The sequence below is a fragment of the Arthrobacter sp. P1_D4 genome, from assembly GCF_056406115.1.
Genome location: NZ_JBFUAU010000006.1, coordinates 33,454 through 45,832 on the forward strand (window position 1 = coordinate 33,454; position 12,379 = coordinate 45,832).

Sequence of the window (12,379 nt, forward strand, 5' to 3'; positions counted from 1 at the left end):
GGCAGGACGGACTACGATCGGTTCATGAAGCACACGTGGGAAGCTTCCGCGGACGGCATCATGGCTCTTCCGTCCGGCCGGCTCGTTCGTGGCCGCGGCCTGCACTACCCCCTTCCGGCCGGGCCGTTTCCCGAGTTCGGCGTGTATTTGCTGGGCAAGCAGCCGCCGCCCGTGGGGTGGGAGTCCCGATGGGTGCCCTGGCCCGACCTTCGGCTGCCTGTCGACCAGCCGGACGCCCTGGAGGCGTTCCGGGAGGCCTGGCGCCGGGCCGAGGCCGAACGGGTTGAAGTGGCCTGCTGGCGCGGGATCGGCAGGACCGGCACTGCGCTGGCCTGCATCGCGATCCTGGACGGAGTCCCGCCCGGCCAGGCTGTGTCCTACGTCCGCCGCCAGTACCGGCGCCGGACAGTGGAAACCCCGTGGCAGCGGCAGTACGTCGCCCGCTTCCCGGCCGGCACACCGTAGGCGGCGGCTAAGGCCTGACCGCTCCGGCTCAAATGGTGACGACGGCCTGCCCGCGGAGGTGTCCATCACGCAGGTCCCGGATTGCCGCCGGCGCGTCCGCCAGGGCGTAGCTCTTGCCGATGACCGGGGTCACCGCGCCCGCCTCGATGAGCCCGGTCAGGAACCGGAGGTCCTCCGCCCGCTCTGCGGCCATGACGCCCCTGAGCCGCTGGCCGACAAACACGGAGAGCAGCCCGGCGCCGAGCGAGCGTTGAAATCCGCCCGTCAGCCGCCCTCCGCCTTCCCCGCCGACGATCGCGAGCGTGCCCTTCGGCTTGAGCGCCCGCCGCAGGACGGTGAGCGGGCGGTTGCCGGCGGTGTCCACAATGAGGTCGAATTGCCGGGATCCGTCTGCGAAATCGTCATGTGTGTAGTCGATGACGTGGTCCGCGCCGATCGAGCGGACCAGATCGGTTTTCGCGGTGCTGCACACCCCCGTCACCTGCGCACCGAACGCCTTGGCGAGCTGCACCGCGTACGCGCCGACACCGCCGGCCGCGCCGATGACGAGGACCTCCTGCCCGGCCTGGATCCTGCCGGCGTTCCGGAGCGCCTGCAGGGCAGTGACGGCCGAGATCGGGACTGCGGCGGCCTGTTCGAAGCTGAGGTTTTTCGGCTTCAGCGCGAGCCGGCCTTCCTTTGCGCACGCGTATTCGGCGAAGGATCCCTCACAGGTGCCGTACACCTCATCCCCGGTCCGGAAGCCGACAATATTCCGGCCGACAGCCTCCACCCGGCCGGCCACGGCCCGGCCCCGGATGCGGGTCTTCGGTTTCCTGAGCCCGTAGCCGACCACGCGGGTCAGGTACGGAAGGCCCGTCATGAGGTGCCAGACGCCTTGGTCGACACCGGCTGCCCGGACCCGGATCAGCACATCGTCGTCGCCGGGCACGGGGGCGTCGACGTCGCGCAGTTCCAACACTTCAACGGAACCGTAAACATCCTGGACGATCGCTTTCATGGTGCTTCTCCTTCAAAGTCGGGGTATTGGAAGACGTCATCGAGGGGAACTTTGAGGACGTGGGCAATGTGGAACGCCAGCTCAAGCGACGGCGAGTACCGGCCCTGTTCGATTGCGATGACCGTCTGGCGGGTCACGCCGATACGGTCGGCGAGCTCCGCCTGGGTCAGCTCTCCGTTTTCGAAACGCAGGCGACGGATGGAGTTCGTGACCCGGGTCGGCTTCACCACGGCTGGAAGGCTTTGCGATAGGCGACCACCTTGGCCACGGATCCGAGGATCGCGGACAGGACGAAGGCCAGGTAGATGACGTTGGCGATCCAGAAGTGGTCGAGCTCGGCCATGGCCAGGAGGAGCGCCGCCACGGCCCCAACGACGAGGAAGGACTGGCCGATGTATTCGCCGAAGCGGTAGATCTCCTTGTCCCGCTGATCCTTCATGCCGGCGTCCTTGGCGGACAGGGCCCGGATCACCAGGTGAAGCACGATCGAAAGGCCGATCGAGGCGCCGACTGTCCACAGCAGCGGCGCCACATACGGCACTTCCGTGAGCGGCATGGTGCCGGCCAGGCCAAAAACGACGGCGAGGTACACGGCGTAGGTTGCGGCCGCGAGCACCCCCATGATCCAGGTGCTCTTTTCTTCAAATGACATCTGCCGCTCCAGCGCAACCAAGGCAATGTAAAACAAACCTGACACCCCAAAAGTAAAGAAAACCTGACAAGGTGTCAAGAGTTTTCGACTCGCCTGGGGTTTGAGTTCGACGGCGGCGTGCGCGGGCGCCGCTCATGCCGCGGCTCCGCACATGGTCCCCGCGCGGAGTTTCCCCACCTTTGCAACCACGACGCCGGGACGCGCCGCCTTCGCGGGACCACACGCCGTCGGGCGCTGCCATAGGTGGGGAATCCCGGCAGAGGGGGCGCCGCACAGTCTGAAATCAAAGACACGAAGTTCCCGTGAGACTCCTCACAGCAAGGCCGGACGTGGTCTGCTGGATGGCGATCCCCCTCCCAATGACGAGAAGGTATTCGCATGCAACAAGCCCAAACCGCCACGAAGGCGGCTCCTGCCGAGGCCGGCACCGGCAGTGCTGCCACCGCCGTCGGCGCAGCCGTCGACTCCGTACTCAGCCGGGGACTCAACGTCCGCCACATCCGCTTCATGGCGCTGGGCTCGGCGATCGGCACGGGGCTGTTCTACGGCTCCGCCTCCGCCATCCAGAAGGCCGGGCCCGCCGTCCTGCTGGCCTACATGATCGGCGGCGCCGCGGTCTTCATGGTGATGCGTGCCCTCGGCGAAATGGCGGTGCGGCATCCGGTGTCCGGGTCCTTCGGCCAGTACGCGAGCCGCTACCTGGGACCGCTGGCCGGGTTTGTGACGGGCTGGACCTATGTCTTTGAGATGGCGATCGTGGCCATCGCGGATGTCACGGCGTTCAGCATCTACATGGGATTCTGGTTCCCCGGCGTGGAGCGCTGGGTCTGGATCCTGGCCATCATCTTCTTCCTGGCCGCCCTGAACCTGCTCAGCGTCAAGGTGTTCGGCGAGCTGGAATTCTGGTTCTCCCTGATCAAGGTGGCGGCCATCATCGCCATGATCGCGGGCGGGGCTGCGATCATCGTCTTCGGCTTCCAGGCCGGCGGCGCCACCGTGGCACCAGGGCTCGGCAACCTCGTGGACCACGGAGGCCTGTTCCCCAACGGGTTCGAAGGACTCCTTGCCTCCTTCGCCGTGGTGATGTTCGCGTTTGGCGGCGTGGAGACCCTCGGCATCACCGCAGGTGAGGCCGCCGATCCGAAAAAGGTCATCCCCAAGGCCGTCAACACCGTGCCCGTCCGGGTCCTGCTGTTCTATGTGCTGACCCTCGGCGTGCTGATGAGCCTGTTCCCGTGGGACGAAATTGGCAGCAACGGCAGCCCCTTCGTGCAGATCTTCAGCGGCCTGGGCATCCCGGCCGCACCCCACATCCTCAACGCCGTGGTGATCACGGCGGCGCTCTCGGCAGTCAACAGCGACATCTTCGGCGCCGGCCGGATCCTCTTCGGCCTGGCCCGGCAGGGCCACGCACCGGCGAGCTTCGGCAAGGTTTCCCGTCACGGGGTGCCGTGGATGACGGTGGTGATGATGACCGGCATCCTGCTGGTGGGGGTGGTGCTGAACGCCGTGATCCCGGAAGACGTCTTCCTGCTGATCGCCTCGATCGCCACCTTCGCGACCGTGTGGGTCTGGGCCATGATCCTGGCCTCCCATGTCGCCATGAAACGCGAGATCGCCCGCAAGTCCCTGCCGGCGTCGGAGTTCCCGTCACCGTGGTGGCCCGCCGCCTCCATACTGACCATCGCGTTCATGGCCCTGGTGATCGTGATTCTCGGCGCCTTCGAGGACACCCGGGTGGCGCTGTACGTGGGCGCCGCCTGGCTGGGCGTCCTGGTACTCGCTTACCGCCTCTGGGTCCGCGGCCACGGCCGGGCGCGGGCGGAACTGGTCGACGAAACCGCCCAGCTCCCGCAAGTTCCCGCCGGGCGGTGATAGTGCCTCGCCCCCAAGGGATTAAGACGCTCCCGGGGGTGCCCCCACGGGGTTAAGATCAGGCATGGTCCCTGCCACCAACCTCTTGGCCTTTGCCCTTGCCGCCCTCGTGCTCATCGCCATCCCGGGGCCCAGCGTGCTGTTCGTGATCGGACGGACGCTGGCCCTGGGACGCAGGGGCGGGCTGTTGAGCGTCCTGGGAAACGCGGCCGGAGAGGTGGTGCAGATCGCCGCCGTGGCCCTGGGCGTCGGCGTGGTGCTGGCCCAATCCCTGCTGCTGTTCAGCGTGGTGAAATTCGCCGGCGCCGCCTATCTGGTCTACCTCGGGATCCAGGCGATCCGGCACCGCGGCGGCGGCGCGGCGACGGCGTCGTCCTCGAACCCGGCCTCGACCGCCCGCGTGCTCCGGGAGGGCTTCATCGTCGGCGCGACCAACCCCAAGTCGATTGTATTTTTCGTGGCCGTGCTTCCCCAGTTCGTGGACTACTCGGCCGGAGCGATTCCCGTGCAGCTCGCCGCCTTGGGTGCGGTCTTCCTGCTCATTGCCCTGGTCTCGGACAGCACGTGGTCCCTCGCGGCCGGGACGGCCCGGCACTGGTTTGCGCGCTCCCCCCGGCGGATCGCCGCTCTCAGCACCACCGGTGGCGTGATGATGATCGGGCTGGGCGGCACCCTGGCGCTCGTGGGCAACAAGAACTAGCGGATTCCTGTCGCCCAGCAGATGGAAGCGGGCGGCGGCGGGCATGTGGAAGCGTGCGTCCAAGCAGGGCCCACGCCGTTCGGGTTCCTTGGCCGAGCTTGCGAGGCCAGGGAGACGGCGGGGAGGAACGAGCGAGCACGCGGAACATGTCCGTGCCGCTCGCACGGCAGCCCGGCCCGGGCTACCGCGCGGACCAGCCGCCGTCCATCGTGTAGCTGGCGCCGGTGACCATGCCGGCGTCGTCGGATGCCAGCCACGCCACCAGGGACGCCACTTCCTCGGGCTCCACGAGCCGCTTGACCGCTGATTCGGTCAGCATGATCTTGGCGAGCACCTCGGACTCCGGGATGCCGTGAACCTTGGCCTGGTCCGCGATCTGCGATTCAACCAGGGGCGTGCGGACGTAGCCGGGGTTGATGCAGTTGGAGGTGACCCCGTGCGCCCCGCCTTCGAGGGCCGTCACTTTGCTCAGGCCCTCGAGCCCGTGCTTGGCCGAGACGTAGGCGCTCTTGAACGGCGAAGCCCGGAGCCCGTGCACGGAGGAAAGGTTGATGATGCGACCGAAGTTGTTGGCGTACATGTGCGGCAACGCGGCCCGGATCAGCAGGAACGGGGCCTCCAGCATGAGGGTGATAATGCGGCGGAAGTCGGCCGGATCGAACTCCTCGATGGGGCTGATGCGCTGGATTCCGGCGTTGTTCACCAGGATGTCGCAGTCCAGGCTGAGCGTCTGGAGGGATTCCACGTCGAGCAGGTTGACGGCCCACGCGGTGCCGCCGACCTCGTCGGCGAGCGCGGCGGCTGCGGCCTCGTCCATATCCGCGATCACCACTTTGGCCCCGCGCGCAGCCAGGGCCCGGACGCTCGCCGCGCCGATCCCGCCGGCGCCGCCGGTGACCAGGGCCTTGCGTCCGTTCAGCGTGTTTTCCATAACTCAGCCTTCCGTGTCAAAAATTCGATGAGGCGGCCGGCTCCAGCGTGGCTGGAGCTTCCTTCAGGGTCAGCACTGCGACGGTGGTGATGGCGCAGGCGACCAGCAGGTAGATCGCGGTAGGCAGCCAGGAGCCGGTGTCCTTGAGCCACTGGGTGGCCAGGAGCGGCGCCAGCGAACCGGCGAAGATCGAGGTGACCTGCGAGCCAAGGGAGACCCCGGCGTAGCGCATCCTGGTCGGGAACAGCTCCGACATGAGGGCCGGCTGGCCGGCATACATGAAGGCGTGCAGGCACAGGCCGATCGTGACGGCCAGGACGATGATCACCGGGTTGCGGGTATCGAACATCGGGAAGGCGAAGAACGGCCAGGTGGCACCGGTGACAGCACCGATCAGGTAGATTGGCTTGCGGCCCCAGCTGTCCACGAGGCGCCCGACCTGCGGGATGACCAGGAAGTGGACGACGTGGGCGATCAGCAGGGCCAGCAGCAGCGAGGAGGTGTCGTACTTGTGCACGGACTTCAGGTAGACGATCGCGAAGCTGACCACGAGGTAGTACATGATGTTTTCCGCGAACCGGAGCCCCATGGCCTGCAGGATGCCCTTGGGGTATTTGCGGATGACTTCGCGGACGCCGTAGCTGGCGGACTGATCCTCTTCCAGCTGGGCCTTGGCCTCGAGGAAGATGGGCGATTCGGAGACGTGGGTGCGGATGTAGTAACCGACGAACACGATCACGGCGGAAAGCCAGAACGCCACCCGCCAGCCCCAGCTGAGGAAGTCGGCTGAGCTGAGCACGTTGGACATGATGAACAGGACCAGGGTGGCCAGCAGGTTGCCCACGGGAACGGCGGCCTGGGGCCAGCTGGACCAGAAGCCACGGGACTTGTTGGGGCTGTGCTCGGCGACGAGCAGGACTGCGCCGCCCCATTCGCCGCCGAGGGCGAAGCCCTGGATGAAGCGCAGGAGGACCAGCAGCGCCGGCGCCAGGTAGCCGAGGGTGGCGAAGCCCGGGAGGCAGCCCATCAGGAAGGTGGAGACACCGATGATGATGATGGTGAGCTGCAGGGTGGGCTTGCGGCCGAGCTTGTCGCCGATCTGGCCGAAGACAATGCCGCCCAGGGGTCGGGCCACGAAACCGACGGCGTAGGTCAGGAACGCCTGGATGATGCCGTCCAGCTCGTTGCCCGTGGCGGGGAAGAAGTACTTGCCGAACACCAGGGTGGCGGCGGTGGCGTAGAGGAAGAATTCGTACCACTCGACGACGGTTCCCACCATCGATGCGGCGACGATTTTCTTGAGCCCGGAACCCTTGGATGCGGGTGCTGCGGCGGTTGTTGCAGAGCGTTCGTTTACGCTCATCTGATTCTCCTTAGTGTCCACGGTGACACGCGCTGTGACGCACAGCACTGAAATGGCTTCATTGAGTATTGCCGCACATCCACGGCGATTCAATGGCCAAACCAGCACCCGCTATGTGCAGAATTGCAGATATGAACGCCAATCCCGATGACCTGCTGGTCCTGCTCGCGGTCTCCCGTTCGGCTAAATTCACGACGGCGGCACAGACGCTCGGACTAAACCACACCACCGTTTCCCGCCGGATCGCGGCGCTGGAGAAGGCGCTGGGTGGCCGCGTGCTCTCCCGCGCCTCGGGAGGCTGGGAGCTCACCGAACTCGGTGCCGAGGCCGTTCGGGTGGCCGAGCAGGTCGAGAACGCCGTGCGCACCCTGGAGCAGCCCGGGCACACCCCGGACCCCATCACCGGCGTCGTACGGATGACCGCGACGGATGGATTCAGCGCCTACATCGCCGCCCCGGCCGTGGCCCGGCTCCGCCGCGACCATCCCGGCCTCAGCGTCGAGATCATCACCGTGACGCGCCGGGCGCTCCAGCAGCGGTCCGGCCTGGACATCGAGGTGGTGGTCGGCGAGCCGCAGGTGCACCGGGCAGAGGCCGCGCGGCTCGGCGAGTACATGCTGGGAATGTACGCCTCCCGCGGCTACCTCGCCGAGTACGGCACCCCGGCCACCGTGGAGGAGCTGACAGCCCACTCACTGGTCTACTTCGTCGATTCGATGCTGCAGGTGGACGATCTGGACGCCCCGCGGCGGCTGGTGCCCACCATGCGGGACGGGCTGAGCTCCACCAACGTCTTCGTCCACGTGGAGGCCACCCGGGCCGGCGCCGGGATTGGGTTCCTGCCCTGTTTCGCGGCCGACCTGCATCCGGACCTCGTCCGGCTCCTGCCGGAGGAATTCGCGGAGCTGCTGCCCTACTGGATGGTGCTCCGGCCCGATTCGATGCGCCGGCCGGCGGTGGCCGCGCTCGTGCAGGCGCTGCGGGAGCAGACCGCGGCGCACCGCGATGCCCTGCTGGGACGGGGAGCAGCCCCATCGATTGCTCCGTAGCCGCCTCTATCGTGCCGCAAAAGGGCCGCTACGGAGCAGTCGGCGTCCCTGCGCGGGGCCCAGCCGGGGGCTCGGCGGGCGGCTGAGCGGGAACGGGCGGTTCCGCGGCCGGCTCAGCGAGCACGGGCGACTTCGGGTCATGCCGGACGGCGGCGCCGGCCGCGAACGCCCGCACCTTTTCGTCGTTCCAGATGTGGGCCGGCACCGCACCGCCGAGCAGGCGCCGCGCGAGGCCGGGGTCGTCGTCGAACGGGACATCGCTGCCGGCCATGACCATGTTGCCGAAGCGCCGGCCCTTCAGCATGGCCGGATCCGCGATGATCACGGTGTAGGCAAAGGCGTCGGCGATGGTCGCGGCGTCCTCGCGGGCATTCTTGAGGTCCGGGGCGTCGCCGGAGTTGACTACATATATCCCGCCGGGGGCCAGGACGCGCTTGGCGTGCTCGATGAATTCCCGGGTGGTCAGCGGCCGCGGGGTCAGCGAGCCGGCGAAGACGTCGCGGATGATCAGGTCCCGGGTCTGCGGGGTCAGGCTCTCGGTGACCTCGCGGGCCTCTCCCACGCGCAGGCGCAGCAACGGCGCTTTGGGCAGGTCGAACCAGCCCCGGACGTAGTCGGCGAGCTTGCCGTCCAGCTCCACCACCACCTGGCGGGCGTCCGGGTAGGCGGCGTGGAAATAGCGCGCCAGTGAGCATGCTCCCCCGCCAAGGTGCAGGGCGCGCAGCTTGGGCCCAGGCTCCCGCGGCCAGCGCGACTCCACCAGGGCTGCCATCCAGCGCATGTACTCGAAGTCGAGGAACAACGGGTCCGCGAGGTCAATGTGCGAGCTCATGACGCCGTTGATGCGCAGGAGCCAGCCGGTGGAATTGTCCTGGTCCGGGATCAGCTCGCAGTCCCCGGTATCGATGTAGTACACCCCGGCCAAAGGACCGGCCGGGCGGGAACCCTTGGGCACTTCCACCACACCCGGCCCGGCGGTTTGGGCGCCCCGCCCTTTGCCCCGCTTGGCCATCAGCTATCCCCCGCATTGTGCATGTTTCAACCCTAGTTCACCGGCGGCCCCGGACGCGGCCCCGTACGCGGCCAGCCCGCGGGACCAAAGCCCCTACCCATTCCCGGGCCGCAGGGTTCTACTGGGGCTGCACATAGTGCCGGGCGAAGGGGTGCGTCCGACGAGCCGGGAGGAAAAATGTCGGCACCCACAGGGCAGCAGGGCGGCACCGTGGCGGTCGGCTACGGCGGGTCCGGGGCCGCTCAACTCGCCGTTCGCTGGGCGGCCGAATACGCGGCCGCGGCCGGGCTGGACCTCCTGGTGATCCATGCCTGGGTGTGGCCGGTTTTCACCAAGAACCTGGGCCCTGTCAAGGGCGTGGCCGGCAGCGGGCTGCGGCATTCCGCGGAAGCTGTCCTCGCCGAGGGCATCGAGCTGGCACGCCGCGCCGCCCGCGATGCGGCCGCTGGCGCACCGCTGGGGGCCGAGCGCGCCGTCACCGGGCAACAGCCGGAACGTCCCGGCCCCGCCGTCGACGGCGTCATGGAGGCCGGGCTCCCGGCGCCCGTGCTGCGCGACGCCTCCCGGGACGCACGCCTGCTGGTAGTGGGCAGCCGGGGCCTCGGCGCCGTCCTGGGCCAGGTGGCCGGCTCGGTCTGCATCGATCTGGCCGGCTCGGCACCCTGCCCGGTGATGATAATCCGGCGCCCGCGCCGCCGGGCCCACCCCGTCGTGGTGGGAGTCGACGCCTCGCCCCGCAGCCCCGCCACGGTGGCCGAGGCCATCCGGTTGGCCAAAGTCCTCGGCGCCCCGCTGCACCTCGTCCACGTCGATCCATTGCGCGGCGGGGCACGGGAAGAGCACGGCCGCCATGCCCTGCTCCACGGCCAGGAGCTGCTCGAGCGCGCCATCGACGAGGCCCGCGGGATGGCGCCCGGGCTGGAGGTTGCCGGCGCCCTGTGTGAGGGCCATGCGGCCCGGGAGCTCCTCGACGCCGCGGACGACGCCGACGTGCTGGTGCTCGGGACCCACAACCCTGCGGCCGGAGCCGGCAACACGGTCTCCGCCGTGCTGCACAAGGCGCGCTGCAACGTGCTGGTCACCCGCTAGCCGCCGCGAGCGCAACCGATTCGGACCTGCAGACGCTGCAAGAAGGAGGCCGCGGTGCGAGCATGGCAAGTTGGACTTCCCGGGCCCATGTCCAGCGGCCCCCTCGTTGCCGCCGACCGCCCGGATCCTGTGCCGGGACGCGGCGAAGTCCTGCTGAAAGTGCGGGTCTGCGGTGTGTGCCGCACGGACTTGCACCTGGCCGAGGGCGACCTCACGCCGCGGCACGCCGGGGTCATCCCGGGCCATGAGGTAGTGGGTGAGGTGATCGGGCAGGGACCGGGGGCAGCCAGGTTCGGCATCGGCGAACGGGTGGGCGTGGCCTGGCTGGGCGGCACCTGTGGCGCCTGCCGGTTCTGCCTGCGCGGCCAGGAAAACCTCTGCCTGTCCCCCACGTTTACCGGCTGGGACCGCGACGGCGGGTACGCCGAACTCATCACCGCGGCGGAGAACTTCGCCTACCGGATCCCGGAGACGTTCAGCGACGAGGAGGCTGCGCCGCTCCTGTGTGCAGGCATCATCGGCTACCGGGCCCTGACCCGGGCCGAACTGCCGATCGGCGGACGGCTGGGCATCTATGGGTTCGGCGGCTCCGCGCATCTGGCGGCCCAAATCGCCCTTTACCGGGGTGCGCGCGTGTACGTCATGACCCGGTCCGCGCAGGCTCGCGCGCTGGCCCTGGACCTGGGCGCGACATTCGCGGGCGGGGCCGAGGAACAACCGCCCGATCCCCTGGATGCCGCGATCCTCTTCGCCCCCGCGGGCGGGCTGGTTCCGGTTGCGCTCCGGGCCCTGGACCGCGGCGGGACGCTCGCCGTCGCGGGCATCCACCTGAGCGATATACCGTCGCTGCACTACGCCGACGAGCTCTTCGAAGAGCGCCAGTTGCGCAGCGTCACAGCCAACACCAGGGCCGACGGCGAGGAGTTCTTCCGGATTGCCGCCGAGATCCCGCTCCGCCCGACCACTGTGGCGTACCCGTTCGAGGCCGCGGACCGGGCCCTGCGGGACCTGGCGGAGGACCGGATCACCGGAGCAGCCGTGCTGCACATGGACGCGACATAGCCCGGAACCACCGCAAGCAAGTCACCGCACCGACGCCGGGGACACGCTTCGGCGCGTCAGCCGGGCGTCCCGGCGTCCCGGCGGAACTCGTGCTCCTGGCCCGCCCGGAGCAGCACCTTCTCGACGCCCACCCGCACCAGCACCGGAGCCGCGCGACAGTGGCGTTGGGCCCGGCTGCGCTCAGCCCAGGAGCGCATCGAGGGTGGTGAAGCCATAGCCGGCCTGGCGGATGCGGCTGATGACCTGGGGCAGGGCAGCGGCGTCCAGGGTGGTGCCATCGTCGGGGTTGGAGCCGATGTGCATCAGGACAATTTCCCCCGGCTGCAGGCCCGACAGGACGCGGTCCGCCACGACCTGCGCCCTCACTCCGCCGCTGGTGCCTTTCCAGCCCAGGGTGTCGACGCTCCAGCGCACCGGAAGGTAGCCGAGGTTGTTGACGGTGGCGATGGTCCTGGCGTCGCGGTCGCCGAAGGGAAACCGGAAGAGCGGCCGCGGGTCAGCCCCGGCCGCCCGGATGGCCTCTTCGGCCGACCGGACCTGGTCCCTGATGCCGACGTCGGGCAGCCCGGTGAATGCCGGATGCGTCATGGAATGGTTGCCCACCCGGTGCCCGCCGGCAACGATCGCCGCCACTCCTCCGGGGTTCGCGGCAGCCCAGCTGCCGGTAAGGAAGAACGTGGCCCGCACGTCCGCGGCGGCAAGACTCTGCAGGATGCTCGGCAGTCCGGCAGCGTTGGCGCCGGCGTCGAAGGTCAGGGCCACTACGGTTCCGGCGCCCGGGATGCTCTCGACGTCGTGGCCGGCGAGCGCGGCGGGGAACCGCGCCGCGGGGGGCACGGTAGCGGGAGCCGTCGGTGCCCGGGTCGGCGGGGGGACGGGACCCGGCTCGGCCGGAACTGGTCCGCTGGTATTCGGAGCCGGCGATGCCGAGGTCGGTTCAGGGGACGGGGAGGCAGGGGGCGCGGTCCCGGAGGCACTTGCGCTGACGGGTCCGGATACCGGTGCGGTGACGGGCGCAGATGGGGGCGGTGACGCAGTCGGCACCCCCTGAAGCAGCACGACCGCGGCACCGGCGGCCAGAAACAGCGCAACCACCACGGCCGCGATCACCAACAGCCGGCGGCGGCCCGCGATCATGGACCCCATGCTTCACCTTGGCATCACGCGCTACGGCAGGCTAG

At 69.0% G+C, this 12,379-nt stretch carries 14 protein-coding genes; 6 read left to right on the forward strand and 8 right to left on the reverse strand.

Features of this window, described 5'->3' with window-relative positions:
* Nucleotides 1–24 precede the first annotated feature (24 nt).
* The gene (locus AC1D0A_RS06720; RefSeq protein WP_028277136.1) at nt 25–465 is read left to right on the forward strand and encodes a protein-tyrosine phosphatase family protein; all 441 of its coding nucleotides are present in this window, start codon (nt 25–27) and stop codon (nt 463–465) included.
* 28 nt (nt 466–493) lie between these two features.
* On the opposite strand, the gene AC1D0A_RS06725 is transcribed toward AC1D0A_RS06720, so the two are convergent.
* The 3 genes from AC1D0A_RS06725 to AC1D0A_RS06735 are packed head-to-tail and all read right to left on the reverse strand — an operon-like array spanning nt 494 to nt 2,117.
* A complete protein-coding gene (locus AC1D0A_RS06725; RefSeq protein WP_459383657.1) occupies nt 494–1,465 on the reverse strand; it encodes an NAD(P)-dependent alcohol dehydrogenase in 972 nt (323 codons plus the stop codon).
* Nucleotides 1,462–1,695 carry a helix-turn-helix transcriptional regulator gene (locus AC1D0A_RS06730; protein ID WP_028277135.1) on the reverse strand — a complete coding sequence of 78 codons (234 nt, stop codon included), beginning with the start codon at nt 1,693–1,695 and terminating at the stop codon, nt 1,462–1,464. Before AC1D0A_RS06730 ends, AC1D0A_RS06725 begins: the two co-directional genes overlap by 4 nt.
* A complete protein-coding gene (locus tag AC1D0A_RS06735) occupies nt 1,689–2,117 on the reverse strand; it encodes a hypothetical protein (RefSeq protein WP_476945429.1) in 429 nt (142 codons plus the stop codon). Before AC1D0A_RS06735 ends, AC1D0A_RS06730 begins: the two co-directional genes overlap by 7 nt.
* Before the next feature lie 378 nt (nt 2,118–2,495).
* Between AC1D0A_RS06735 and AC1D0A_RS06740 the strand changes: the two genes are divergently transcribed.
* On the forward strand, nt 2,496–3,992 hold the full coding sequence (locus AC1D0A_RS06740; RefSeq protein WP_243181342.1) for an amino acid permease: 1,497 nt from the start codon (nt 2,496–2,498) through the stop codon (nt 3,990–3,992).
* A gap of 64 nt (nt 3,993–4,056) precedes the next feature.
* Nucleotides 4,057–4,692: a LysE family translocator gene (locus AC1D0A_RS06745; protein ID WP_476942652.1), complete on the forward strand. Its 636-nt coding sequence runs from the start codon at nt 4,057–4,059 to the stop codon at nt 4,690–4,692.
* 181 nt (nt 4,693–4,873) lie between these two features.
* Here the strand turns inward: AC1D0A_RS06745 and AC1D0A_RS06750 are convergent, their stop codons facing one another.
* Together AC1D0A_RS06750 and AC1D0A_RS06755 are read right to left on the reverse strand one after the other, a co-directional pair.
* On the reverse strand, nt 4,874–5,623 hold the full coding sequence (locus tag AC1D0A_RS06750; protein WP_028277131.1) for a 3-hydroxybutyrate dehydrogenase: 750 nt from the start codon (nt 5,621–5,623) through the stop codon (nt 4,874–4,876).
* 16 nt (nt 5,624–5,639) lie between these two features.
* Nucleotides 5,640–6,986, reverse strand: coding sequence for an MFS transporter (locus AC1D0A_RS06755; RefSeq protein ID WP_476945430.1), 1,347 nt, complete (start codon nt 6,984–6,986; stop codon nt 5,640–5,642).
* Nucleotides 6,987–7,117: 131 nt separating this feature from the next.
* On the opposite strand from AC1D0A_RS06755, the gene AC1D0A_RS06760 reads away from it, so the two are divergent.
* Nucleotides 7,118–8,035, forward strand: coding sequence for a LysR family transcriptional regulator (locus AC1D0A_RS06760; RefSeq protein ID WP_459383653.1), 918 nt, complete (start codon nt 7,118–7,120; stop codon nt 8,033–8,035).
* A 28-nt stretch (nt 8,036–8,063) separates the two neighbouring features.
* On the opposite strand, the gene AC1D0A_RS06765 is transcribed toward AC1D0A_RS06760, so the two are convergent.
* Nucleotides 8,064–9,047, reverse strand: a complete 984-nt coding sequence (locus AC1D0A_RS06765; RefSeq protein WP_243181337.1) for a spermidine synthase — start codon at nt 9,045–9,047, stop codon at nt 8,064–8,066.
* Nucleotides 9,048–9,224: 177 nt separating this feature from the next.
* Between AC1D0A_RS06765 and AC1D0A_RS06770 the strand changes: the two genes are divergently transcribed.
* Both AC1D0A_RS06770 and AC1D0A_RS06775 read left to right on the forward strand, forming a co-directional pair.
* Nucleotides 9,225–10,136 carry a universal stress protein gene (locus AC1D0A_RS06770; protein WP_476945431.1) on the forward strand — a complete coding sequence of 304 codons (912 nt, stop codon included), beginning with the start codon at nt 9,225–9,227 and terminating at the stop codon, nt 10,134–10,136.
* Nucleotides 10,137–10,190: 54 nt separating this feature from the next.
* Nucleotides 10,191–11,198 carry a zinc-dependent alcohol dehydrogenase family protein gene (locus tag AC1D0A_RS06775; RefSeq protein WP_308197248.1) on the forward strand — a complete coding sequence of 336 codons (1,008 nt, stop codon included), beginning with the start codon at nt 10,191–10,193 and terminating at the stop codon, nt 11,196–11,198.
* A gap of 56 nt (nt 11,199–11,254) precedes the next feature.
* Here AC1D0A_RS06775 and AC1D0A_RS06780 read toward each other — a convergent pair whose 3' ends face one another.
* Both AC1D0A_RS06780 and AC1D0A_RS06785 read right to left on the reverse strand, forming a co-directional pair.
* Entirely contained in the window at nt 11,255–11,395 is a 141-nt protein-coding gene (locus tag AC1D0A_RS06780) for a hypothetical protein (RefSeq protein WP_476945432.1), read from the reverse strand.
* On the reverse strand, nt 11,379–12,344 hold the full coding sequence (locus AC1D0A_RS06785) for a polysaccharide deacetylase family protein (protein WP_476945433.1): 966 nt from the start codon (nt 12,342–12,344) through the stop codon (nt 11,379–11,381). The genes AC1D0A_RS06780 and AC1D0A_RS06785 overlap by 17 nt, the downstream gene beginning before the upstream one ends.
* Nucleotides 12,345–12,379 lie beyond the last annotated feature (35 nt).